This is a genomic window from Thermoleptolyngbya sp. PKUAC-SCTB121, from assembly GCF_016919485.1.
In the GTDB taxonomy this organism is placed as follows: domain Bacteria; phylum Cyanobacteriota; class Cyanobacteriia; order Elainellales; family Elainellaceae; genus Thermoleptolyngbya; species Thermoleptolyngbya sichuanensis.
Genome location: NZ_CP070366.1, coordinates 5,138,458 through 5,163,009, shown reverse-complemented (window position 1 = coordinate 5,163,009; position 24,552 = coordinate 5,138,458). Strand labels below are relative to the sequence as shown.

Genomic DNA, 24,552 nt, shown 5'->3' with positions numbered 1-24,552 from the left:
CGCAGGAGAGAACCCATCACCGCCTCACTGCCTGCCAGAACCCGTTGAGTATACGGGAAATCGTCAGTACGGCTAACACAAAAATATACAATCACCCCTCCGGAATTCCTCCGGAGGGAAAAACCTGCTGCGTGAAAATTCGGATAGGTTATGCCCCCCCGGTTACTGGAGCAAGGCTCTTCCTGCGCCTTGTGCGATAGGGCTGTGTGTCCTGATGACTCTGATGTTATTTACGACACACGCCAATCTCTAAAAGTTGCAGGAAACCGCAGGCAAGCCCCCCAATTACTGCGCCTGAGAGGACAGATTATGAGTTACTCAGTTTCTCTACTGAAAGATATTTACCTTGGGACAAACAACTCCTTTCCCTACGAATTCACAGTCTTCAACAATAAGCTGTTCTTTTCAGCGGAGAACAGCACCAGTGGTCGTGAGCTTTGGGTCACTGACGGCACAACTGCGGGCACCCAGCTTTTTGCAAACATCAACATTAGTGGCGATTCCTACCCCTACTATTTCAACGTCCTCAACAACAAGCTGCTGTTTACGGCAAATAATGACACCAATGGTTGTGAGCTTTGGATCACCGACGGCACGGCTGCGGGCACGACGCTCCTGAAGGACATTTACCCTGGCGCTAATTCTTCCTTCCCCTACAATTTCACGGTTTTCAACAACAAGCTGTTTTTTACGGCAGGGGATGGCATCAATGGCTACGAGCTTTGGGTAACAGATGGCACGACCGCAGGGACTCAGCTTTTTGCAAATATTAACCCTGGTCTTAGTTCTTCCTCGCCTACTAATTTCGCAGTTTTCAACAACAAGCTGTTTTTTACGGCAGAGGATGGCACCAATGGCTATGAGCTTTGGGTAACAGATGGCACAACCGCAGGGACTCAGCTTTTTGCAAATATTAACCCTGGCGCTAGTTCTTCCTCACCTGGCAATTTTACGGTTTTCAATAACAAGCTGTTCTTTACGGCAGAGGATGGCATCAATGGCTATGAGCTTTGGGTAACAGATGGCACAGCTACGGGCACCCAGCTTTTTGCAAATATTAACCCTGGCGCTAGTTCTTCCTTACCTGACAATTTTACGGTTTTCAATAACAAGCTGTTCTTTGCAGCAGGAAATAGCACGAATGGTCGTGAGCTTTGGGTCACCGACGGCACGGCTGCGGGCACCACGTTGCTCAGAGATATCAACCCCGGCAGCGGTAGCTCTGATCCTTACAACTTCATCGTCTTTAACAACAAGTTAGTCTTTGCCGCAGACGATGGCACCAATGGCTATGAGCTATGGATTACGGACGGCACGGCTGCGGGCACGATGTTGCTAAAGGATATTAACCCTGGTATTGGCAGTTCCTCCCCCTTCAGCTTCACGATTTTTGATAACAAGCTGTTTTTCTCCGCAACCGACGGAACCCACGGGCGGGAACTGTGGATGACCGATGGCACGGCAGCAGGCACAAAACTGGTGACCGATCTCAATCCGGGAGCAAGTAGCGGTTTGGATCCTTTCAATAGCGACTTTGAGGTTTTTGGGAGCAAGCTGGTTTTTGGAGGAACCAACGGCGGCTTCGGTTTTGAATTGTTTGCGTTGCAGGGCAACCCACCCAAGGCCCAGAGCGACAGCTTTGAGACGAATTTTGGCACACCGCTGACGATCAACGTCAGCCAATTGCTGGCCAATGACACCGACCCAGACGACAGTTCCCTCAGCGTTACCCAGGTCAGCGGCGTGGTGAATGGCACGGCTGCCTTCAACGCGACTGCCGGAACCGTCGTCTTTACGCCGACAGCGGGCTTTAGCGGTCTGGCCCGATTCACCTACACCCTGACAGACGGCACAGGGCTAGCAGATACAGCAATGGTCTACGTTCTGGTTCGTCCTGCAAGTGGCAGCCCCGGCGGTTCGGGTGGTCCTGGCGGTCCGGGTGGCCCCGGCAGCCCTACACCTGGACAAGTCCTAAACGGCAAGCGAACTGCTGATACGCTGATCGGCGGCGCGGGCGACGATACCCTGCTGGGCAAGGGCGGCAACGATTTCCTGATCGGCAATGACGGCAAGGATTTGCTGGATGGCAGCAAGGGGAACGATACGCTGGTGGGCGGCTCCGGTGCAGATGTCTTCGTGCTGCGGAGGGGGCCAGATGTAGACCGGATTATGGACTTTGAAGACGGCATCGACAAGCTGCGGCTGGCAGGGGGGATTAACTTTAGCCAGGTGCGGATGGTGCGGGGCAAGGGAGACGAAGCGGGCAATACGCTGATTCAGCAGCGGGGCACAAACGACGTGCTGGCGATTCTGGTTGGGGTGCAAAGAAGCCTAATTACAGCGGCGGATTTTGCCTAACGGCTGAGCTAAATTCTCTTGAATAAGGCTTGACTTGCGATCGCCAAAAGCCTAGCAAAACTCTGGATTGACCCACCAAAACCGGCGATCCAAAATCGCCGATCCAAAATCTAAAAATTAGCTAAGGGTTTGCCGCTGGGGAAATTTCTGTTCAGACATCTCCAGCGGATTTTTTATTTGGGGTATTTGGGTTTTTCTGGGATTAGCTTCCTATCGCCGCGATACGGCTTTGCTTTCGGCAACGTACCAGCGCCAGGGGCGGTCTGCACCTTGCGTCAGCCCAATGCGCGTGGTTTGCACGAAGGAGATTTGTCCTGCATCAAGCTGGGTCTGGAATGTGGGCGATCGCCCCTCCAGCCATAGCCCCTGCCCCGGAGCCAGCGGCGTTACCGTCAGGCTGAGGTCGATTTGCAGAGCGCGGCAGAGCTTACCCGGCCCCGCCGCCACGCGGTGCAGTTTGTGGCGACCAAGGTCGAGGCCGGGCGGCAGGCGGTCTAGCTCCAGCGCCCGCACCAGCACCGCACTGGGCACGCCATCCAGATCGGTAACCACATTGAAGCAGTGATACATGCCATAGATGAGATACACATAGGCCCAGCCCGCCGGGCCAAACATGACGGCATTGCGGGGCGTGCGGCGGCGATAGGCGTGGCAGGCGGGGTCGCCGGGGGTGTAGGCTTCAGTTTCCACGATTACGCCGCGCAGGATTTCCCCGCTGGGCAACTGGCGCACCAGCACACAGCCCAGCAGATCGGGCGCGACCTGGGTGGCGCAGCGGCTCAGCCAGTCGGGGGTGATCACGGCGGGCAACTGGGACGATTTGAGAGGGGCAGAAGAGGGCGATCGCACAGGCAGTTTGTCTCGCACTAACTCGCACTAACACTAACTCGCACTAGCACTAACTCGCACTAAACAGGTGCTAAACAGTAGGATGAAAATAGGCTGGCGAAACCCCACGGAATCTGGCTAAGGGTTGCACCGCTCAGCGGAGGATCTGGGGCAAATGGGGGGTTTGGGGGCAAACGGGCGTGCCTCCCCAACCCAGCCAGCAACCTTAAACAAACTCTAACAACCCTTGATTTCATTCGTCTCAGCCTTATACTAGACCGCAAACGAGGTTTAAAAAAAATGGACGTTAAACTCATTCTTCTGGGAATTACGCCGGTCTTTATTGCGGCCTGTCTCTTCTTCGGCACCCGCAACGGCTTCTACGATTCAGACAACTATCACGGCAACGGCTCTGCACACTAAGTCGCACCCTGACCGCACTCTCGGAGCGCTGCTCCCGCTCTCTTGGCTCCCCCCAGCCCCGCACGTTGCCTGGCCGCGTTGCGGTTTCCTCATGAGCAAGAAACGCGACCCGCTGAAGCCGTGACTGAACTTGAATGCTTGCCCTATGGTGTAGGAAACACCGATGAAGGGGTCTGTCTGCTGGTTCGGATGGGGCCTCATCGGATTTTATTGGACTGTGGATTAGAACAGATTGATGCGCTGACGGCAGAAGCAGAGCCGCCTGCGGATTTGGTGCTGTGTACTCACGCCCACGGCGACCATGCGCGGGGATTGCTAGCGCTGCATCGGGCGTTTCCCCATTTGCCCGTGTATGCCAGCGAGGTGACGGCCCAACTGCTGCCGCTGAACTGGCTGGATGAACCAGACGTGCCAGACTTTTGTCATGCGCTGCCCTGGCGATCGCCCGTCGAATTTGCCGATGGCCTCAGCGCCGAACTGATTCCTGCTGGACACCTGCCAGGGGCCGCAGCGCTCCTGCTCACCTACGCCACCTCAGAGCGCACTTACACCGTCTTCTATACGGGCGATTTTCTACTGTCCAACTCGCGGCTGGCGGAGGGGCTGCCGCTGGAGGAACTGCGCGGCCTCAAGCCCGATGTGCTGATTGCCGAGGGCAGCTATGGCACGGCCCGCTTTCCCCACCGCCGCCAGCAGGAAAACCAGCTTGCAGAGCGCATCCATCAGGCGATCGCCGCTTCGCAATCCGTCCTGTTTCCCGTGCCTGCGCTGGGACTGGGGCAGGAACTGCTGATCCTCCTCCGCAGCCATCACCACTTCACCGGACAGGCGATCGACATCTGGGTAGACGAGCGCATTGCCGCCGGATGCGATGCCTATTTGGAACTGCTGCATCACTTCCCCAGCAGTGTACAAAACTTTGCGCGACACCAGTCCCTATTTTGGGATGAACGCATTCGCCCCCATGTGCGACGGCTGCCGCTCGATCCGGGGCTGCGGCAAATCGCTCTGTCGGGCCCCACGCCTGCCATCGTGCTGACTCACTACGACACCGAACTCAGCCAATACGTCCACGCTAGTCTGCTGCCCTGGCTATTGCTCGTGCCCCAGCAGCCAGGCCGCGAAGGGGCGATCGACACGCTCACCGAGCAGCGCATTCAAGCCTCCAAATCGCTGCGATCGCTCCTCAAATCGGGTCGCCTTACTCTCGACACCTACCTGCTAGGCGAACACTGCGACGGCATCGGCACTACCCAACTGATCCACAACCTGCGGCCCCAGCACGTCGTTCTGGTGCATGGCCCGGCCAACTATCTGGCTGACCTGGCCAGCCTGGAGGAGCTGCAAAACCGCTATCACCTGCACACGCCGCTGGCCGGAATGCGCGTCGATCTGCCTGTGGGCGAAACTTTCCTTCAGCCCGCCGCGCCCGAAACGCAGTATGAAGGCGAACTAACCGAGTACGAAGACGGCGCACTGGTGACGCTGCCCCCGGTGCTGCTCACCGACCCGCGCTGGCAGTCCTTTGCCGACACGGGCATCGTGGAAGTGCGCTGGCAGGGCGACAGCCTGGTGCTGCGGGGCGTGTCTCAGCGAGAGTTGTTGAATCGCGGCGACGAGCCGGACATTTTGCCAGGAACCGAATGCTGCGGCAACTGCATCCACTATCGGGGGCAGCGCTGCTGGAGCCAGGCCTCATCCCTCTTTGGCTTCAAAGTCACACCAGAAGGCTATTGTCCTGCATTCAGCCCGGTGCCGCCCGATCCCGATGCAGAACCAATGGATTTTTCTACGAACCCCATCGAGCGAGAACCCGATGAGTAGAGGAGGTTGCAGAGGGATAACGGTTCAGCGCGTCCACTGAATCCACTGAATCGGTTCCCTAGGGCGATCGCACTTCACTCGTGCCTGACTCGCGCTTTACTTAATTTCCCAGGTTACTCAGCCATCGGTAGATTGCTCAGCCATCGGCTCTAGAGCCAAAGATTTGTGCACTGGTGATTTGCAGGTCAGGGAATTGGGGCGATCGCACAACCTCTTCTCCCTGAAAGCGTTCCACCTGGGAATAGGTAGTCTCCAGCAGCGTCAGAACCGTGACCGTGTTGTCCTGTGGATCGACAATCCAATACTCAGGAATGCCGATGTCCTGATATTGCGATCGCTTGGCAACGTAATCGCGATCGCGCTGCAAGTCTCCGGGGCTGACGACTTCCACCACCAGCAGCGGCGGAGCCATGTTCAGCCGAATCGTGTTGCGGATTTTGAGAAGCTGAATGTGTTCTTCTCGAAGAATGGTCAAGTCAGGATAGCGATTCTTAGGCTCCCCGCGCACTTCCAGTTCCAGCCCGTGCCCGCGGACTCGATCTGTGCCTAGGAGTATTGCAAACGCGAGAAAAAGCCGATTCGCAATTTGAACGTTTTCTCCGGACTCTGGCGGCACTTCGACTAGCTCTCCATTAAATAGCTCGTACAGCTTCTCCGTTCCGTCGTCGTAGGACAGATACTCTTCAAAGCTGAGAAACCGGGGCCGGGTCTGAATCATGGATTGTAAGCGGCAGGGAGCAAATCGATCCTGGCTTCATTTTAGGCCCTGTCTAGATCTGCCAGGACTCTCTTGAATAGACGACGGGGCTGGGGGGCGATCGCCAAGCCAGCCACCGTGCTTTTAGCGTTCAAATATAGTCGCGATCATCAAGTCAGCGTCCCCCATGTCATCTAGTGATCCTCTAACCAGAGCTACAGCGCCAGACACAGCGTGCGGAAGTGGTCGCCCCGTGCCTCGAAGTTGGGATATTGGTCAAAGCTGGCGCAGGCGGGCGAAAACAGGACAGTGCGGAGTCCGGTCTGGGCATTCAGCGCTTGACCCAGTTCGGCGCTGCGCTCTACGGCGCGATCCAGCGTTTCGACGATTTCGTAGTCCGAGTAGCCAATGCTGTCCAGGCGTTTTGCAAAGGCTTCGGCGGCGCTGCCGATGAGCAAAACGGCGGCGGCTTTTTGCTGAATCGTGGATAGCCATGCGGTGTCGTCGCCGTCTTTGGCTTCGCCGCCTGCAATCAGGATGGCGGGCGCGGGCACGGCTGCCAGTCCCACTTGGGCCGCGTCGTAGTTGGTGGCCTTGCTGTCGTTGATAAAGTCGATGCCCCGCCAGTTGCAGATGTGTTCTAGGCGGTGGGGTACACCGGGAAAGGTTTCAACCGCGTGGGCGATCGCCCCCTTCTCGATACCCGCCAGCCGCGCCGCCAGCACCGCCATCAGCAGGTTTTGGGTGTTGTGGGGGCCCACCATGTTCAGCGCGTCTATGGGAACGATGCGCTCTCCCAGGGCGATCGCCCAGCCGTCTTCTACATAGGCTCCCCGCGTGGGATCGCCCAGCAGATGCGCCTTGCCTGCCGCGCTCGTCCAGCAGGCGTTGGGCCAGCGGTCGGCGGTGCTGCGGAGGTAGGGATCATCGCCGTTGAAAATTTGCAAAGGCGATCGCGCCAGCAGCGAAGCCTTGATGCTGTAGTAGTTCTCTAGCGTATAGTGGCGGCTGAGGTGGTCGGGCGTGAAGGTTGTCCACAGGGCAATGCGCGGCGCGAGGGTAGAGGAGGACTCGATTTGGTAGCTGCTGATTTCGGCGATGATCCAGTCGGGGGATTTTGGATTTTGGATGTTGGATATTGGATGTTGGGAGCTTGGGTTGGAGGGATGATCGAGGGGGGCGCTGTCCGTTTCCCCTGCGAGATTTAGCGCGACCTCGCAGGCTGCGTAGCCGATATTGCCACAGGCGGGCGCGTTTAGCCCAGCAGTTTGGAAGATGGCGGCGGTGAGGGCGGTGGTGGTGGTTTTGCCGTTGGTGCCTGTGATGGCGACCCAGGGAATGCTGGAGAGCGATCGCCACGCCAGTTCCATTTCCCCGATGGTTTCGATGCCAAGGGCGCGGGCGGTTTCCAGCGCGGGCAGATCCCACCGCACGCCGGGGCTGACGACGATCTGCTGCATCTGGATGGGGTCTGGCTCTAGGCGATGCCCCAGCAGAACGGCAATGCCCTCTGCCTGGAGGGTTTGCTGCATCGACCGGAGGGCATCGGAACTGCCGGAGTCGCTGACTGTCACCTGCCAGCCCTGCCGATGCAGCAGCCGAGCGGCGGCAATGCCCGATTTCCCCAACCCAATGACATAAGCCGACGGCATAGGCAGCGTGTCCGAATCCTGCGCTTGTGGGTGGGCGACATTCGGCTCTTTTACCCGAATCTTGTGCCCGGTTGCAAGGCAGATTTGCAAAAGATGATTTTACCCTGCCTAGACCACCCGATTTTGCCGGATGCACTCGGCATACCAGCGGGCGCTGGCTTTGGGGATGCGCTGCTGGGTGTCAAAATCCACATAGGTCAGCCCAAAGCGGCGATCATAGCCCCAGGCCCACTCAAAGTTATCCAGCAGGCTCCAGACAAAGTAGCCGCCCAGGGGATAGCCCTCGGACACGGCGCGGTGGGCGGCTTGCAGGTGTTGCCGCAGGTACAGAATGCGATCGCAGTCCAGCACCTCTCCCTGCTCTGTCAGCACGTCTTCCACCGCGCAGCCGTTTTCCGTCACCCACATGGACAGTTGGCGATGCCCCAGCACCTCGCTGACGTGGCGCACGCCCCAATAGAGCGCGTCGGGCACGACCCATAGCCAGGGCATGTGCAGCCGGGGATAGCTGGCGGGAAAGGGCAGCGTCTCGAACCCGTCGGCGTTATCCGCCGCCCGCACGTAGCTGCCGGAGTAGACATTCAGCCCCAGAACATCTAGCGGTTGGCAGATGGTTTGCAAATCGCCGTCCTGGATATCGGGCGCGTCGGCTCCCAGTTTCTCCAGAAGCAGGGGGCTATAGGCTCCGGTGAGCGCTGGAAAAAGAATGCCGCCGTTGGCCCAGGCGGTGTGAAAGGCGACTTGGGCGGCGGTGATGTGTTCTGGCGTTTCGGCAAGTGGCACGGTGACGGCGTAGTTATCCACTAGCGCAACGGTGCAGGGAATGGGCGAGGCGGCGCGGATGGCTTGACAGGCCAGCCCGTGCCCCAGCAGCGCATGGTGTGAGGTCTGCCACACGTCTTTTGGCGTGGCGACGACGGTTCCCGGCGCGTGGGGAGGAATCTGGCCCACGCCATAGCCCAGGTGCGTGAAGCAGGCAATTTCGTTCAGGGTGATCCAGTGGGAAATGCGATCGCCCAGCCGTTCCACCACCGCCGCCACATACTCTGCAAAGTCCTGTGCCATTTCGCGGCTGCGCCAAGAGCCGTAGCGGTCTTCTAGCGCCTGGGGGCTGTCCCAATGAAACAGGGTTGCGTAGGGCGTGATCCCCTGTTCCTGCAAACAATCCACCAGCCGCCGATAAAAGTCCACGCCTGCTTCGTTTACCGCGCCGCGTCCATTGGGGATCACTCTGGGCCAGGCGATGCTAAAGCGATAGTGCCTGATTCCCAGGTCTGCCATCAGCGCCACGTCTTCCCGAAAGCGGTGGTAATGGTCGCAGGCGATCGCCCCCGTATCCCCGTTCAGCACGCGCCCCGGCGTTGCGGCGAACCTATCCCACACGCTGGGCTTGCGGCCCTCAGCGGCGATCGCCCCTTCGATTTGATAAGACGAGGTCGCAGCGCCCCAGAAAAAGGAGTTGGGAAAGGCGTAGGTCATGCGCTCACTCCAGCCCCGCCTCGCTGCCCCCAATCCGCCGCATCAGATACGCCACTCCAAAATCTCCATTGGGGTGATGCTCAAGCTGCTCGGCCAGAGCGAAGACTTGTAGCGCTAGGTCTTCGCCCAGTTTGTCGATCATGGCCAGGCGCTCTCGGTGCAGCATCTCGCGGGTTCGCATTCGGCCTTGCCAATCGCTAGAAAACAACTGGTCGATGATGGCGCTGATGCCCATTGCGGAGAGTGCGTCCCATTCGCCGCGATCGCACCAGATGCCGCCACACTGGGGACACCGCTCGACGTAAAACGGGTTCATCGTTGCGCCCGTTTTCACCCGCGACAGAAAACCGCCGCAGTCGGGACAGAGGGCAGTCCGCACGTCCAGCGGGGCGGGTGGATGGTTGGCGGCGGCCTCCAGGTTCACGGTTTCGGGTAGGGGCTGGGGCTGACCCTGCTTCCAGTCGTGATAATCCTCTGGCGCAATCCAGCAGCCCTCGCACACGGGGCATTGCTGAGCGGGCAGGTTTCCCCGCAGCACCACATCTACCAGTTGCACGCCCCGATCCTTCAGGCAGTCCATCACGCCTCCTCTCCCAAAACAGCATCACAATAGCGCATCAGCAGGCGCAGGCGATCGCCCATTTGCTCGGTTCGCTGCCGTGCGGTTTCGGGCTGCCGCGCCGTTTGCAAAAACATCAGGTCCATGTTCAATAGCCGCAGTTGCTTTGCCATTTCGGTGTGGAGGGAGGGAATCGCCCCATCTAGCCTGCTCGTATCCAGCGTCAAAACCTGCTGCTGAAATTGCGTCTGTAATTGTTGGAATAACAAGCGCAAATCAGCCACCCCCGCAGGGGACTCCGCAGCGCCCGAAACCTGTGCCAGCATAGAGGAAGAGAGCGATCGCAGGGTTTCGTAAACTGGACGGCAAGACTCCCATTCTGATAAAGCCATGACAATGTAGCAACTCCTACCAGAATTCTTAAACGAATGTTAAGAATTCTGTATATAGTAGAGAAATAGCCCACTCAAACTCACCACCTTTGCTCACAACCTTAAGCCAAGTGGTGCACTTGAGCGAACTTGCGCCTCAATCTGACAGTATTTTCCTCATATCTGCAAGCTTTTAGAATCTCTCATAAATCTTTCACCTGATCTCCACCGAAACGCTTTTATTAGTCCGGTCTATCTCGTTAATAAACGTAACTAATAAGTAAGTGCCGCCTCGCAAACACCTTAGCTGGTGAAGTATTTGTGCAACTTAGGGGGCTAGCTTAGGAAATCAGGACTGAACCACTTCTAACGACTTCTAACAACTTCTCTGGCAATTTATCTCAAGCGCTCAGCAGAAAGTTCAACCGAGAGACACCCCATTTACGGTTTCAATTGCCAGATCTCTTCCCAAAAGTTCCCCTCGAACAGTTTAATAGCTAAAATCCATCGCATCGCACAGGGAGTTTTCAGGCTCCTAGCCTCCAGCACTTTCCCCTAGCCAGGGCGATTGAATCGTATCCACACTCCCTTTCTCCTGTCAGGAGTTGCCTCATGAACGCCACAACCCTCACGCTACCCACCGACGTTGAACTGCCCGACTGGCTCCGAGAATGCCTGATTTCTCATGCCTGCCCGGTCACAGGCGACTGTTCCGACAATCCCCGCTCGGATGCGTCGGTCGTCTGCGATGCGTTCAATTTTGCCTACCAGCTTCATGAGGGACAGAAGCGGGCCTCCGGCGAACCCTACATTGCCCATCCCATCGCTGTTGCAGGGCTGTTGCGCGATCTGGGAGGCAGTAGCGCTGTCATCGCTGCCGGGTTCCTGCACGATGTGGTCGAAGACACAGAGGTTACGGTTGAAGAACTGGAGGAACGCTTTGGCAGCGAAGTGAGCCGCCTGGTGGAGGGCGTAACCAAACTGTCGAAGTTTAACTTTGAGAGCAAAACCGAGCGCCAGGCCGAAAACTTTCGCCGCATGTTCATGGCGATGGCACAGGATATCCGGGTGATCGTGGTGAAGCTGGCCGATCGCCTCCACAACATGCGAACCCTGGAGCATTTGCCCGATGCCAAACGCCGCCAGATTGCTCTGGAAACCCGCGAAATCTTTGCGCCGCTGGCAAATCGCTTGGGGATCGGGCGCTTTAAGTGGGAGTTAGAAGATCTCGCCTTCAAGTATCTGGAGCCGGAAGCCTATCGCGACATGCAGGCGCTGGTGAGCGAAAAACGGGGCGATCGCGAGTCTTATTTGGAAACAACAGTAGAGGACGTGCGCCAAGAGCTAACGCGGTCGGGCATTCACTGCGTCGAACTCAAAGGTCGCCCCAAGCATCTCTACGGCATCTACCAAAAGATGCAGCGGCAGCAGAAGGAATTCCACGAAATTTTTGATATCACGGCGGTTCGCATTATCGTTAACACGATTGACGAGTGCTATCGCAGCCTGGCCGTGGTTCACAACCTGTTTCGTCCAATCCCTGGTCGCTTCAAAGACTACATCGGCCTGCCCAAGCCCAACCGCTACCAGTCATTGCACACCGTTGTAATTGGTCATGGCGGCCGCCCCGTCGAGGTTCAAATCCGCACCGTAGAAATGCACCACATTGCGGAATACGGGATTGCTGCCCACTGGAAGTATAAGGAAACGGGCAAATCTACGGCGACGCGCTTCAGCCCCGACGACGAAAAGCTGACCTGGCTGCGGCAACTGCTGGATTGGCAAAACGACCTCAAGGACGCGCAGGAATACCTAGAAAGCGTCCGCACCAACCTGTTTGACGATGATGTGTATGTGTTTACGCCGCAGGGCGACGTGATTCCTCTGGCGCAGCGATCCACGCCGGTAGACTTTGCTTATCGGATTCATACCGAAGTGGGCAATCGCTGCGCTGGGTCGAAGATCAACGGTCGTATAGTGCCGCTGGATACGGTGCTGCGGAATGGCGACATTGTGGAAATCATTACCCAGAAAAATGCCCATCCGTCGCTGGACTGGCTGAATTTTGTAGTAACGCCGGGGGCCCGCAACAAGATTCGCCAGTGGTATAAGCGGTCGAATCGGGAGGAGAACGTGCAGCGCGGGCGCGACATGCTGGAGCGGGAACTGGGCAAGAAGGGGTTTGAGGCGCTGCTGAAGTCGGAGCAAATGCAGGTGACAGCCGTGCGCTGCAACTATCAAACGCCGGAAGACCTGCTGGCGGCCGTGGGCTATGGCGAGGTAACGATTAATCATGTGCTGAATCGGCTGCGGGATGCTACCAAGGCACTCCAGCCTGTGGCTCCGGTGGCTATGACAGCGCAGGAAGAGGCGTTGCTGCTCAATCCGCCGCCGCAGCCCCCGCGCCCCGCACCCAAAACGCATGACTCTCCGATTCAAGGAGTGGAAGGGCTGCTGTATCATCTGGCGGGCTGCTGTACGCCGATTCCAGGGGAGCCGATTATTGGGGTGGTGACGCAGGGCAGCCGGGGCATCTCGATTCACCGTCAGGGCTGCACGAATACAGACAGCGTACCGGGCGATCGCCTCATTCCCGTCAGTTGGAACGCAGCCGAAACCACCAGCAGCCGCGCCCAGACCTATCCAGTACAAATTCAGCTAGAAGTCATCGACCGGGTAGGCGTGCTAAAGGATATCCTCTCGCGCCTCAGCGACTACAACATCAACGTTCGCAATGCTCAGGTGAAAACCTTCCCTGGCCAGACGGCGGTGATCAACCTCGGTATCGACATTCGCGACCACAACCAGCTAGAGCGCACCTTTACCCAGATCCGCAAAATGAGCGACGTGGTGCAACTTCGCCGCGTCAACGATGCCGAGACGGGCTGATTTTCGGTTAAGGCTCCAGGAGCAGATTGAAAGGAGCAGATTGAAAGGAGCAGACTAGGAGGTCAGACAGGGGTACGATGCTCTAAAACCGGCCAGGTTTTGCGGATTCTGCAAGCTTAAGCAGCTTACTGAGGCGTGGGCTGCGTCGGGTCGAGCGGCTGCCGCAGCGGAGCCAGCCACTCGGTATTGTGGATGACGCTCCACATAATCCAGGCGGCCAGAGCAAGCCCGCCAAAGGCGAGGACTAGTGAGAGCAATTGCGTAATCCAGTCGGGCAGGCTGTTGTCGGCTCGAACTCTGCTGCGAGAGGGGCGGGAGGGCGGCTGGGCGTAGCGGCGGGCGGTCATGGAGGGCGATCGCGGCGGGGTACTCAAAGTGCCAGGGTGAACTCGGGTCGGGCTGGTTCGCATAGAACCGCTGTTGGTGGTCACTGCGGCCGCGACACTACTGGTTGCCCGAAGCTGCTGCATCTTTTGGCTGACCATCACCGGGCGTTGCCCCGCCCGACACCACTGCAGCAACTCCGATGTGCGGATCGCGCATAAATTGGTCGAAGGCAACTGATAGATCCGCTGAAGCGATGACTGATCATTTGTGACCAGCACCGCCAAATGCCCCGGCGAAGACAGCGCCAAAGCATAGGCGCAGCGGGCAGAGGACAGCGTAATGCGGGCCCGTCGAGTCAACGCCTGCCCGGCCGCCGCCAGTGATGGATGGTGTGCATGGGCTTCAGTAATCGTCCAGCCGCTATGGGGATAAAAATGATTGAAAGATTTGCAAAGCTCCTCCAGATCAGGATCAGGAGAGCGATCGAACAGCAGCTTCATTTCCTCATAGACGGCCTGAGGAATATACGTAGAGCCAATGCGCGAAAACTCAATCCACTCCTTGGGAGTGCTGCTGGCTAGCGCACTGATATCGAGAACCAGCAAAACTGGGGGGGTCAATGACATGCGTTAGCCTCCAATGCCCAGACGACCTGCCAATCCTGGCGTAAGGGGCAGCAATGTTGCCGCCATTAAAAACAAAACCAGCAAACCCAATGCCGCCCGCGCATCATCCGGTTCCGATAGATCTTCGAGGGCGGGGCGCTCTAGCTCGCGCTGCAAAAACAAAATCAGCACGGCCCAATACAGCGCCAGGGGGTTTGTGAGAGACACTAAGCCCAGCAACACTAAGGTTGCTACCGTAGCGCGTCCAGCCGTTTTGCGCCCGTAGATCGACTGCACAATGCGACCGCCATCCAGTTGCCCAGCAGGCATCAGGTTAATTGCCGTGATCACCAGCCCGATCCATCCAACAATCACTAGCGGATGTACATCTACCAGAGATTGCTGAAGGGTTGTGCCCAGAACGACTCGTGCCAGCGTGCCTACCAGGATGGAACCCTGGAAGAACTCGGATGGAATTTGGAAGACGCTACCCTGATGGGATAATGATAGACCAAGAATCAGGATTGTAAACGAGAGCAGACCGCCTGCCAGCGGGCCAGCCACAGCAATATCGAACAGGGCTTTGCGATTGGGCAGCAGCGACGCAAATCGGGTGATGCTGCCAAAGGAGCCGAGTTGGAGCGCGGGAATGAAGAACGGCGGGCCGAGGCGGATTCCCAAACGACGGGCTACAACACGATGACCGAGTTCGTGAACTCCAAGGATGAGCAGCAACCCCAGCGCGATGGGGAGGGCTTGCCCAAACTTTGACCAGTCTGCAAATAGGTCAAAGCTTTGCAGCAGTCCAGCGGTTTCTAAACAGGTGAGAACCGTGGCGATCGCCAACACACCCGCCAGCCCAAACTGGAGCGGGGTGGTGGGGCTGGGATCGGCCGTAGCCGGGAGAACTACCACTGTGGGGCGATCATCGGGCCCACTCAGCAAAAACAGCCGATAGCGATCGCCCACTCGCGCCTTCAGTCGTTCCGACAGCTTTGCATGGCTTTCTGCGACCTCACCCCGGAGGTTTCCCTTAAAAATTGCGCCGTCTAAATAGGGCACGGTTTCCGTCGCAAAAAACGTGTCGATGCCGAAAATCTCGCGGATGGCGGCCAGGTCTTCTGGGGGGAGTTTGGCGGGTTCGGCAGTGTCCGTTGCGGAAGGGGGCGCTTGGGGTTCAGCGGTTGTGGCCTGGGTATCCTCGTCAGTGCGGGAGGATTCTGCGGGGTTCGAGGAGAGGTGGGGCGATCGCGCTTCTGCGGCGGCATTTGCCTCGCCCTGTGCCCGCTTTTGCTGTGCTGCCAGGGTTCGCAGCCGTCGTCCCAGGAAAATGTAGAGTCCTGTAGAAGCTACGATCAGCAGCAGCACCGCCGCCAGATTGAGATACACGCCGACAGTAAATAGCCCAAAAAACAGCAGCCAGGGTAGCATCAGCACCAGAGATTGCAGCCAGGCCAGAATGCCGACCTGTCCCATCGGACGAGCGCGATAAAAGCCCCAGCCGAGGATGGCGATCGCCGCCGTCAGAATAAGCGCAGTGAGAGGCATTTTCAGACTTTAGGAATGAGGGATAGAACGCTCAACTAGCGATTTTACTAAGCAATTTTGCTAGGCGATTTTGCTTATTTAATCACCCTACAGCGTTTTTGAAGCGAGTGAGCGATGCGGACTGGCAAGAAACCCCTGTCTCTTCACGGCAGATCTCTTCACGGCGGCGCGTTTCTGACCCTCTCAGAACATGCGGCATCCTCCTGACCTGCAACTCACGTTCACTCCGCTACACTCGCCACCGCCATCCGTAAATTCCCGCCATGCTCCATCAGCAGGCGATCGCCCGTTTCAGCATCTACGCCTGCCCAGTGCATCAGCAGCGCCAACTTCACGCGACGACCGCTGTTTTCTAGCAGCAGCGCCGCGTCGGGACGGCTCAGCCCCGTGAGATCAGTAAGAATCCGCAGGGCCCGGTCGTGCAGCTTTTTGTTGGTCACTGCCACGTCCACCATGCGGTTGCCATAGACCTTGCCCAGCTTCACCATTACGCCCGTCGAGAGGATATTCAGCGCCAGTTTGGTGGCCGTGCCCGCCTTCAGCCGGGTTGAGCCAGCCAGAATTTCGGGCCCGGTGATCAGGCGAATGTCAATATCCACTTCTGCGCTGACCTGTTCCGCAGGGACGCAGGCCAAAAATACCGTGGCCGCGCCCCGCTGTCGTGCTGCTCGGAGTGCGCCGTGGACGTAGGGCGTGGTGCCGCCTGCGGTAATGCCCACGACCACATCCTGGGCGTGAATCTGGTGATGGGCGATTGCCGCTGCGCCATCTTCCGCCCGATCTTCCAGGTCTTCGGAACTACGAATCAGCGCCCCTGCTCCCCCTGCGATGATGCCCTGAACTAGCTCCGGTGGGGTGCAAAACGTGGGCGGACACTCCGCCGCATCCAGCACGCCCAGTCGTCCACTCGTGCCCGCGCCCACATAAAACAGCCGCCCACCCTGTCGCAGCCGCGCCGCCGCACAGTCAATTGCTGCTGCTAGCGCTTCTCGTGCCCCAGCTACAGCGGCGATCGCCCGCGCATCTTCTTGGTTAAACAGGTCTACGATCTCGCCCGTGCTGAGCTGATCGAGGGAGTGGCTGGCGGGGTTGGCCTGCTCGGTCAGCAGGTGGCCCCGATTTCCGTAGGGATCGCTTTGTGAATCGTCAGACGGAATACTATCGCCAGATGGAATACTTTGGGAGGGTGGGGAATCGGTCATATCAGCAAACTCAAATAAACGTTCAGCACATAACGGGCGATCGCCGAGGCGAATTGGCCAAGCCTCATCGACGGAGGCGAATTAACCAAGGCTCGTAAACCGCTTATCTCGGGCCGCTCAATGTTCCCTCTTACAGCAGGCCCTCAAGCTGCCGTCGAATCCGCTCTAGCTCAGCATCGGAGAGGGTGCTTAACGATGTTTCGGAATCGGGGGACTTGGGATGGGGCGATCGCCCATCGTCTTCCGGATTCCAGTCTAGTTCTTCCACATTCGTCTCTGGCGGCAGCGCCAGCGTCCCTTCGGGAACTAGCACACATTCGTAATGCGCCCCTTCGCAGAATTCCTCGATTTCTTCCGACTCAAAGCATTCCACCGCTGGACTGAGGAAATCCTGCGCTTCTAACATCAGCCCGTAGCGCGTCGCGTCGTCTTCCGACTCAAACATCAGCACCACGTTGCGATCGCCCTCCTGGATTTTGAGCGTGTGGATACCCTCATTCTCCGTTCCGGCGTTGAATAGCAAAACGTAAACTTGCATGGAGATCTGAAAAAACAGAGATCTGAAAAAACAAACGATGGGTTCAGAATCGACGCAGCGCGTAAATCCTGGATCTATCCTATGCTCGGATGGTCAGTCCAGCACTCATTTACCCAGCTTTCCCGACCCTAGACTCTGTTTGCCGAACGACAAAAAAGCAAAAAAAGAGCCGACACGATGATGTCAGCCCTTGCATATTAGGATTTGGGCTTTCAGCTCAGCGTGCTGGCGACGCTGGGGCTGCTGGTGACGGCTCCCGTGCTGACGAAATGGCTGGACTGGCTGCCCAGCGCGATCGCCCCGCTGGTGGCCGTGCCTCTCGCCGCCTTCGTGTGGACGCTTCCGCTGCAACTGCACGTCTTCGGCGTGGTGTCGCCCTACAGCCTGCCGCTCAATATCCTGACTGCGCCGGTGATTACGGGCATCAGCCTGGGCAGCGGCCTCAGTGCGCTGGCGGCGCTGGTTGTGCCTGCGGTGGGCAGCGCGATCGCCCAGTTGCTCCTGTGGCCAACCCAGTTGTTGATCGCGCTGGTGGAATTTGCCAACCAGCTTCCGGGCAATGCCTATGCAGCGGGGGCGATCGCGCCCAGTCAGGTGGTCGCGCTGTATGCCATCTACCTGCTGGTGTGGGGCGTGGCGGCGCTACATCGGCGCTGGTGGGTGGCGGCGATCGTGTGTCTTGGGCTGGTGGCCATTCCGACGGGGACGGCGGTGATGTCGCGGCTGGCGGTGACCGTGCTAGACACGGCCGACGAGCCGATGCTGATCGTGCAGCACCGCAGCCGCGTGGGGCTAATCGGCAGCTTCAGCCCCCAGGACGTGCAGTTCACCGTGCTGCCCTTTTTGCGACAGCAGGGGGTGAACCGGGTGACCTGGGCGATCGCCCCCGACCTCACCGAATGCCACACAGAAGGCTGGATGCAGCTTGCACAACATCTACCGATTCAGTCTTTCTATTTTTCTTCTGGAGCATGTGAACCCTCTGAAACCCCAAAGCCCCCCGACAAACAGCAACTCATTCAGCAACTCCAGGCGGGGGGCGGCCGGATTTACACATTGCCGCTGGATCAGGCGGTGCAGCTTGGCGATGTGGCGGTGCGGCAGGTGAATCAAGACCCCTTAGCGCTGCGATTTCAGATTGGTGACCAAATCTGGCTGCTGCTGCGCGAGTCGAAAACCGTGCCTTTGGAACTTGTGCTGCCACGACTGGCGACCCTGACCAGCGTGCTGTGGTGGGACGGAATAAAGCTGGATGCCCAAGCGCTCAGCACGATTCGCCCCCAGCAGGCGATCGCCACTCGCCCGCCCAGCGAAGCCGCAGAAGCCTGGTTCCGCAGCCAAACCGTTCCCCTGCATGTGGTCGCTCAGCAGGGCGCAATTCAGTGGACTCCAAAAACAGGGTTTCGGGCGATCGCCCCCGTCGATTAGCGCCGTTCGTCCTGTAAAATACGATAATGCCCCTTTGGAGAGGTGGCAGAGTGGTTGAATGCGCTTGACTCGAAATCAAGTTTGGGGTCACACCCAACGGGGGTTCGAATCCCCCCCTCTCCGTATTGCTTTAGGTTGCCCGGTCGATTCAGATTGTCAGGTCAAGATGTAGCGCTGGCTACACAATGTCGCTTTTGCGTCAGAACTGGGGATAATTGGGAAAGTTCTCGTCTCCATCCCAGAACCCAATCCCAGACCTATGACTCAGCCCAATCGGCCAATCGCTCCGTTTAGCCGCAAAACCCGTCGGCAGTTTCTTCAGGGGGCAGGCGCGGCCCTGTCAGCCGTGGCGCTGGCAAGCTGTCGGGGCGGCTATAGCAACGTGCAGGGCGGCGCGGGCGGCAGTGATACGCTGCGGATTTATACCTGGTCAAACTATATTGACGACGAGCTGCTGAGCCAGTTTCAGGAGCAGACAGGCGTGCGGGCGATCGCCGATGTGTTCGACTCCAACGAAACCATGCTGGCGAAGGTGCAGGCCGGCGGCGGCAACGAGTACAGCATCATCTACCCCTCCGACTATATGGTGGAGCAGATGAGGGAACTGAACCTGCTGGCAGAACTGGACAAAAGCAAAATCACCGGAGCCGAAAACCTGCTGCCCCAGTTCCAAGACCCGCCCTACGACCCCGGCAATCAGTTCAGCATTCCCGCCGTGTGGGGTACGACCGGCCTAGTTTACAACCGCACCCAGCTAAACCCCTCGCCGCAGGACTGGGACTATCTCTGGGACAACCAGAGCAAGCTAGCGCGACGGGTGACGCTGTTTAACGACGTGCGCGAGGTGATGGGCGCAACGCTGAAGTCGCTGGGCTATTCCTATAACTCCACCAACCCAAAGGAACTGGAGGCGGCGTTCCGGCAGTTGCAAAAGCTCAAGCCTGCGATCGCCAACTTTACCACCGACGGCTGGCGCGATCAGATGTTGACGGGCGACTTGGCGATCGCCATGGCCTATTCCTCCGACGCGCTCCAGGTGTCCGAAGAAAATCCCGACATCCAATACCTGATTCCTGCCAGCGGCTCGTCCCTGTGGACCGATACGATGGTAATTCCGGCGGCTGCCCCCAACCCCGATGCGGCCTATGCCTGGATTAACTTCTTGCTGGAGCCAGATGTGCTGGCACAGGCATCGGAGCGGCTGAGGTTCGCCACGGCAAACCAGGCGGCGATCGACCTCCTGCCCAACGCCCTCAAGTCCAATCCCAACCTCTATCCCAACCAGGCAGCGCTGCAAAAATGTGAGCGCATTTCCCCGATCGGCGACGCGACGGAACTCTACGACCAGTATTGGACGCAGCTCACCAGCCTATAGCCGCCAGAAATCCGTTACCGGGTGGGCGATCGCGCATTACACTGGACTAGACCTTTTTGCCCCCCGGCATCGACCTCCAGCGGGCGACCCGTCAACCATGTTTGAACTGCTCACCCGAATTCTGCTCTGGCTGCTAATTGGCACGATCCTCTGGTACGTGTTCAGCAAGTTTATTCCCAGGGTCTATCTGACGTGGCTAGGCGGCATTATCCTGTTTGCCTTCGTCATTCTGGCGTTCATTGACCCTACCAATCGCACCGTGGGCACGGTCTGGAGCGTGCTGTCGCTGCCGCTAAAACCGCTGGGTCTGGTGTTCTTCCTGCTGCTAAGTTCGCTGAAAAAAGGGGCCAAAAGCGTGGATGGCAATTTGGTGCTGGCGGCGGTGCTGGTGCTGCTGCTGACGAGTACGCCGATTGTGGCCTACTGGCTGACCTCGCAGGCGGCCCGCACGCTGGCCTATAGCCCAGCGGTGCAGCGGCCGGTGGACTTTAACCCGGCATCCGTCAAGGCAATCGTGGTGCTAGGCGACAGCAATGACCCGGCCGACCCGGCCTACCGCAGCCGCACCCAGGTCAGCAGCGATCGCGACGGGTTTACCAACGTGCTGGCCTCGCGGCTCTTCTTTGCGGCTCGCGTCTATCGGGGTGAATTGGAACAGGGCCGAAACCCGCTGGTCATCGTCAGCCTGGGGTCGCAACTGGGGCTGAATGCGTCGCAAGAGGCGCGGGCGATCGCCATTCAGACGGTGCAGGGAATTTTGACCAGCGCGGGCGTGCAGGGCGATCGCATCGTAATCGACACCGAAGGCACGGATCTCTACAGCAACGCGGTGGCTATCGAGCGCATCCTGACCCCCCTGGGCTACCAAAAAGAAACCGACAGCCTGCTGCTGGTGGTGCCCTTGCTCAACGTCAGCCGCGCCCGCGCCACCTTTGCCAGTCGCGGTCTGCGAACCCTGGGACTGCCCACCGACCAATTCCTGTTTCAACTGGACGATCGCCGTCTGATTGCCAGCGTCGCCGACCTGGTGCCCAATGTAGACGCGCTGGCGCTGACGACCCGCGTGGTAGACGAATATTTGTCTTCGGTTTACTACTTTATGCGCGGCTGGCTGGTCAGCCCTATTTAGTTAGCAACGCTTCACGAATCTTCTCCTAGCGGGGACTGCGACCCGGCAAGAAGCTGGCGAAAATCTAGAGTACACTCAGTCCAACTTGCAGGGGCGATCGGACGATGAGCCAAGGCCACCACCGGAGACCAGCACGTTTCACTGCCAAACCAAGGCAGCGGTTTGCGGCAGAAAGACGAGGTTTCTCCGCCACGCTTGCACGAGGTTTCTCCGCCACGCTTGCGCGATATTGCTCCAGAACACTTGGACGATATTGCTCCAGAACACTTGGACGATATTGCTCCAGAACACTTGGACGATATTACTCCGTAACGCCTAGGCGATGTTGCTCCGCAACGCTTGCGCGAACGCCCCACTCCAGTTCCCACCGCGTCTCCCACAGTCGCAAAACCAGGCAGTGGATCACAACGCTGCTTCTGGGGCTAGTGCTGGCACTAGGCCTAGCGCATTCCGCAACAGCCACGCTTCCCGCCGCATCCTCCCCGTCGCCAGAAATCCACGCTGCTCCCGCCACCTCCCAACCAGAGACCTTACGCACCCAGCGCTGGTCTGAATTTCCCGCACAGCCCCCCTCCACATTCCCCCTCCGTTCTTCGTTCTTCGCTCTTCCTTCTTCGTTCTTTGCTCTTCGTTCTTCCCCCGACCCCCCACACTCTGCCCGGTCGCTCTACGAAGCGGGTCGCTATCGAGAGGCGATCGCCCAATTGGAAGCCCTCCTCGATCAACTGCGGCAACCGGGCGCAGACCCCAGCCTTGGGGAGCAAACTCGTCTCCAAATTGGGCTAACGCTGGCAAACCTGTCGCTGGCGCATCAGCAGCTTGGAGAATGGGCCACGGCAGAGCGGCACATTGCCGAAGCGGTGCAACTGCTGAATTCCCTCGCGGTGCGTACTGTGACAGTGCAGCAGGCACAGGCGCAGGCATTGACCATTTTGGGGCGGCTCCAATTTGCGCGGGGACAGGCAGATGCAGCGCTAGAGTCCTGGGAGCGAGCAACGGCGCTGTTTCAGCAGGTGGGCGACCTAGCCGCCATCGACACGCAGATGAACCAGGCGCAGGCGCTGCAATCCCTAGGGCTATATCGGCGGGCGATCGCCCAACTCGCCGCTATCAACCAGCAGCTTGCTGCCACACCCGACTCGCTGACCAAGGCGCAGGTGTTGCGGACGCTTGGGGATGCTCAGCGCGTGGCGGGCGATCTGGACGCGGCCCGTCAAGCCCTAGAGCAAAGCCGCCGGATTGCCGCCGCGCTGCACACCCAGTCGCCCACGCCCGCCACCCAGGAGGCGATCGCCGCCGTCACCCTTAGCCTGGCAAATCTGGGCCGGGCCAGGGCGATCGCCACGCTGGGCCAGGCAGGCATGACCCCCACCGAAGCAGTTCAGCGACTGAAGACCCCCCTATCCGACAATCGCGCTCGGCGGGCCTACGAACAGCGCCAGCAACGCATCGCCACCACCTTTTTGCAGCAGACGGAAATCGTGCTGAAGCTGTATGACGAGGCTGCCCAGGTGTCCCCCTCGGCAGAGTTGCGGCTTCAGGCGGCGCTAAATCATCTCAGCCTGCTGGTGGAAACGGCCCAGTGGGAGCAGGCGCGATCGCGCTATCCAGCCCTTCAGCAGCAGCTCGACCTACTGCCCCCCAGCCGTCCGACGCTGTTTAACCAGATCGAACTGGCGCAGGGGTTGACCGCGATTTCCCAGGCCAGTGGCGGCGATCCTGGGCTAGAGGCGATCGCCCGTCGGCTGTCCAAAACAGTGCAGCAGGCGAGGGAACTGGACGACCTGCGGGCAGAGTCCTTGGCTCTGGGCAGCTTGGGGCATCTGTACGAACAAACGGGACAGTGGCGCGAAGCCCAAACCCTGACTCAGCAGGCGCTCAACCTGGCCCAGCAAATCGCCGCCGCCGACATCGCCTATCGCTGGCAGTGGCAACTGGGGCGACTGCTGCTGGTGCAGGGCGACAAAACGGGGGCGATCGCCGCCTACAGCCAGTCCGTGCAAAGCCTGCAAGCCATTCGGGGCGATCTGGTGGCCATTAACCGAGACGTGCAGTTCTCCTTCCGCGAGAGCGTGGAGCCAGTCTATCGCCAGTTGGTCGATTTGCTGCTCGATCCGCAAAACCCAACCCCCGACCTGGAGCGGCTGGTGCAGGCGCGGGACGTGATCGAGGGGCTGCAAGTGGCAGAACTGGACAACTTCTTTCGGGAAGCCTGCCTGGATACGCAGTTTCAGCTAGACCGGGTAGTGGATTTGTCTACGCTGCCCGCCGCCGTGCTGTATACCATTGTCCTGCCCGACCGGATTGAAGTCATCCTGAAGCAGCCCCAGCAGCCCCTCCGCCGTTACACCACGCCCGTCGCCCAGGAAACCGTGGAGCGGGTGTCCGAAGACCTGCTGCGAGAATTGCGCGATCGCGCTTACCCCTCCCCAGAAGGACTGGCGCTGTCTCAGCAGGTCTACGACTGGCTGATTCGCCCCATTGCAGACCAGTTGACCGAAAACCAGACGCTTGTTTTCGTGCTAGACGGGGCGCTCCGCAACGTGCCAATGGCAGCCCTGCACGACGGTCGCCAGTATTTGATCGAACACTACAGCGTGGCGCTGGCTCCTGGTCTGCAACTGCCCGACCCGCGCCCGCTCCAGCAGCGTCAGTTTCGCGCCCTGATAGCCGGGCTGACGGAAGCACGAGACAATTTTCCTGCCCTGCCCAACGTGGAAAAGGAGCTAGAGGAAATCCAAAAAACCCTGCCCAGCCGCGTGCTAATCAACACAAGCTTTACCCAGCAAAATTTCCAGAATTCTCTAAGCGCCGCACCCGCCTCAATTGTCCACGTTGCAACCCACGGCGAGTTTAGCTCCAATGCTGCCGACACCTTCATCCTGGCGTGGGATAGCCGGGTCAATGTGAAAGACCTCAGCAGCCTGCTGCAAGTCCAAGAGCTAGACAGCCCGGAACCGATTGAACTGCTGGTGTTGAGCGCCTGCCGCACCGCCGAGGGCGATCGCCGCGCCACGCTGGGTCTCGCAGGCGTGGCAGTCCGCGCCGGGGCCCGCAGCACCATCGCCTCGCTCTGGAGCGTAGACGACGAAGCCGGAGCCGACCTGATGATCGAGTTCTATCACCAACTAACGCGCAGCCCCATCTCCAAAGCCGAAGCTCTGCGCCAGGCCCAGCTGAGCCTACTGCGGGCAAACTACGACGCGCCCCGCTTCTGGGCATCCTACGTGCTGCTGGGCAACTGGCTTTAGAGGATGTTTGAAAAGTCCTACTCTTTGTAGCAAAGCGTGCAAGATCCCCCTAAATCCCCCTTAAAAAGG

The 24,552-nt window shown here is 58.9% G+C and carries 17 protein-coding genes and 1 tRNA gene; 8 read left to right on the top strand and 10 right to left on the bottom strand.

Annotated elements, in window-relative coordinates; translation table 11 throughout:
* Positions 1-309: 309 nt before the first annotated feature.
* Positions 310-2,358: an ELWxxDGT repeat protein gene (locus tag JTM80_RS21035; protein ID WP_205370251.1), complete on the top strand. Its 2,049-nt coding sequence runs from the start codon at positions 310-312 to the stop codon at positions 2,356-2,358.
* A gap of 210 nt (positions 2,359-2,568) precedes the next feature.
* Here JTM80_RS21035 and JTM80_RS21030 read toward each other — a convergent pair whose 3' ends face one another.
* Positions 2,569-3,168: a DNA-3-methyladenine glycosylase gene (locus JTM80_RS21030; protein ID WP_172358707.1), complete on the bottom strand. Its 600-nt coding sequence runs from the start codon at positions 3,166-3,168 to the stop codon at positions 2,569-2,571.
* Between the two features lie 561 nt (positions 3,169-3,729).
* Here JTM80_RS21030 and JTM80_RS21025 point away from each other — a divergent pair.
* Complete coding sequence (locus JTM80_RS21025) at positions 3,730-5,433, top strand: MBL fold metallo-hydrolase (protein ID WP_205370250.1); 1,704 nt, start codon at positions 3,730-3,732, stop codon at positions 5,431-5,433.
* A 136-nt stretch (positions 5,434-5,569) separates the two neighbouring features.
* Here the strand turns inward: JTM80_RS21025 and JTM80_RS21020 are convergent, their stop codons facing one another.
* The 5 genes from JTM80_RS21020 to patD all read right to left on the bottom strand — a co-directional run bounded on the left by JTM80_RS21020 (position 5,570) and on the right by patD (position 10,212).
* Positions 5,570-6,151, bottom strand: coding sequence for a Uma2 family endonuclease (locus JTM80_RS21020; protein ID WP_172353343.1), 582 nt, complete (start codon positions 6,149-6,151; stop codon positions 5,570-5,572).
* A gap of 194 nt (positions 6,152-6,345) precedes the next feature.
* Entirely contained in the window at positions 6,346-7,782 is a 1,437-nt protein-coding gene (murD, locus tag JTM80_RS21015) for a UDP-N-acetylmuramoyl-L-alanine--D-glutamate ligase (protein ID WP_172358705.1), read from the bottom strand.
* Between the two features lie 108 nt (positions 7,783-7,890).
* Complete coding sequence (locus tag JTM80_RS21010; RefSeq protein ID WP_205370249.1) at positions 7,891-9,261, bottom strand: GH1 family beta-glucosidase; 1,371 nt, start codon at positions 9,259-9,261, stop codon at positions 7,891-7,893.
* A gap of 4 nt (positions 9,262-9,265) precedes the next feature.
* Complete coding sequence (locus JTM80_RS21005) at positions 9,266-9,841, bottom strand: zf-TFIIB domain-containing protein (protein ID WP_172353341.1); 576 nt, start codon at positions 9,839-9,841, stop codon at positions 9,266-9,268.
* Positions 9,841-10,212, bottom strand: coding sequence for a heterocyst frequency control protein PatD (gene patD, locus JTM80_RS21000; RefSeq protein WP_172353340.1), 372 nt, complete (start codon positions 10,210-10,212; stop codon positions 9,841-9,843). Before patD ends, JTM80_RS21005 begins: the two co-directional genes overlap by 1 nt.
* A 591-nt stretch (positions 10,213-10,803) precedes the next feature.
* Here patD and JTM80_RS20995 point away from each other — a divergent pair.
* Complete coding sequence (locus JTM80_RS20995) at positions 10,804-13,080, top strand: bifunctional (p)ppGpp synthetase/guanosine-3',5'-bis(diphosphate) 3'-pyrophosphohydrolase (protein ID WP_205370248.1); 2,277 nt, start codon at positions 10,804-10,806, stop codon at positions 13,078-13,080.
* Positions 13,081-13,205: 125 nt separating this feature from the next.
* Here JTM80_RS20995 and JTM80_RS20990 read toward each other — a convergent pair whose 3' ends face one another.
* From JTM80_RS20990 to JTM80_RS20975, 4 genes are all read right to left on the bottom strand, one after another.
* Positions 13,206-14,033, bottom strand: a complete 828-nt coding sequence (locus tag JTM80_RS20990) for a PIN domain-containing protein (RefSeq protein WP_205370247.1) — start codon at positions 14,031-14,033, stop codon at positions 13,206-13,208.
* A gap of 3 nt (positions 14,034-14,036) precedes the next feature.
* Entirely contained in the window at positions 14,037-15,560 is a 1,524-nt protein-coding gene (locus JTM80_RS20985) for a site-2 protease family protein (protein WP_172353337.1), read from the bottom strand.
* Positions 15,561-15,781: 221 nt separating this feature from the next.
* Positions 15,782-16,762 (bottom strand): N-acetylmuramic acid 6-phosphate etherase, encoded by a 981-nt coding sequence (murQ, locus tag JTM80_RS20980; protein ID WP_172353336.1) that lies wholly within the window; start codon positions 16,760-16,762, stop codon positions 15,782-15,784.
* Positions 16,763-16,892: 130 nt separating this feature from the next.
* The gene (locus JTM80_RS20975; RefSeq protein ID WP_172353335.1) at positions 16,893-17,300 is read right to left on the bottom strand and encodes a DUF3110 domain-containing protein; all 408 of its coding nucleotides are present in this window, start codon (positions 17,298-17,300) and stop codon (positions 16,893-16,895) included.
* A gap of 204 nt (positions 17,301-17,504) precedes the next feature.
* On the opposite strand from JTM80_RS20975, the gene JTM80_RS20970 reads away from it, so the two are divergent.
* The 5 genes from JTM80_RS20970 to JTM80_RS20950 all read left to right on the top strand — a co-directional run bounded on the left by JTM80_RS20970 (position 17,505) and on the right by JTM80_RS20950 (position 24,483).
* Complete coding sequence (locus JTM80_RS20970; protein WP_205370246.1) at positions 17,505-18,728, top strand: ComEC/Rec2 family competence protein; 1,224 nt, start codon at positions 17,505-17,507, stop codon at positions 18,726-18,728.
* A 36-nt stretch (positions 18,729-18,764) separates the two neighbouring features.
* Positions 18,765-18,851: transfer RNA gene (locus JTM80_RS20965), tRNA-Ser, on the top strand.
* 136 nt (positions 18,852-18,987) lie between these two features.
* Positions 18,988-20,103: a spermidine/putrescine ABC transporter substrate-binding protein gene (locus tag JTM80_RS20960; protein WP_172354404.1), complete on the top strand. Its 1,116-nt coding sequence runs from the start codon at positions 18,988-18,990 to the stop codon at positions 20,101-20,103.
* A 97-nt stretch (positions 20,104-20,200) separates the two neighbouring features.
* Complete coding sequence (locus JTM80_RS20955; protein WP_172354406.1) at positions 20,201-21,232, top strand: YdcF family protein; 1,032 nt, start codon at positions 20,201-20,203, stop codon at positions 21,230-21,232.
* 425 nt (positions 21,233-21,657) lie between these two features.
* A complete protein-coding gene (locus JTM80_RS20950; RefSeq protein WP_205370245.1) occupies positions 21,658-24,483 on the top strand; it encodes a CHAT domain-containing protein in 2,826 nt (941 codons plus the stop codon).
* Positions 24,484-24,552 lie beyond the last annotated feature (69 nt).

Excerpts from the sequence above, each read along its gene's own strand:
- JTM80_RS21035 (WP_205370251.1), top strand. The coding sequence starts at position 310 with ATGAGTTACTCAGTTTCTCTACTGAAAGATATTTACCTTGGGACAAAC.
- JTM80_RS21020 (WP_172353343.1), bottom strand. The coding sequence starts at position 6,151 with ATGATTCAGACCCGGCCCCGGTTTCTCAGCTTTGAAGAGTATCTGTCC.
- murD (WP_172358705.1), bottom strand. The coding sequence starts at position 7,782 with ATGCCGTCGGCTTATGTCATTGGGTTGGGGAAATCGGGCATTGCCGCC.
- JTM80_RS21010 (WP_205370249.1), bottom strand. The coding sequence starts at position 9,261 with ATGACCTACGCCTTTCCCAACTCCTTTTTCTGGGGCGCTGCGACCTCG.
- JTM80_RS21005 (WP_172353341.1), bottom strand. The coding sequence starts at position 9,841 with ATGGACTGCCTGAAGGATCGGGGCGTGCAACTGGTAGATGTGGTGCTG.
- patD (WP_172353340.1), bottom strand. The coding sequence starts at position 10,212 with ATGGCTTTATCAGAATGGGAGTCTTGCCGTCCAGTTTACGAAACCCTG.
- JTM80_RS20995 (WP_205370248.1), top strand. The coding sequence starts at position 10,804 with ATGAACGCCACAACCCTCACGCTACCCACCGACGTTGAACTGCCCGAC.
- JTM80_RS20990 (WP_205370247.1), bottom strand. The coding sequence starts at position 14,033 with ATGTCATTGACCCCCCCAGTTTTGCTGGTTCTCGATATCAGTGCGCTA.
- JTM80_RS20985 (WP_172353337.1), bottom strand. The coding sequence starts at position 15,560 with ATGCCTCTCACTGCGCTTATTCTGACGGCGGCGATCGCCATCCTCGGC.
- murQ (WP_172353336.1), bottom strand. The coding sequence starts at position 16,762 with ATGACCGATTCCCCACCCTCCCAAAGTATTCCATCTGGCGATAGTATT.
- JTM80_RS20975 (WP_172353335.1), bottom strand. The coding sequence starts at position 17,300 with ATGCAAGTTTACGTTTTGCTATTCAACGCCGGAACGGAGAATGAGGGT.
- JTM80_RS20960 (WP_172354404.1), top strand. The coding sequence starts at position 18,988 with ATGACTCAGCCCAATCGGCCAATCGCTCCGTTTAGCCGCAAAACCCGT.
- JTM80_RS20955 (WP_172354406.1), top strand. The coding sequence starts at position 20,201 with ATGTTTGAACTGCTCACCCGAATTCTGCTCTGGCTGCTAATTGGCACG.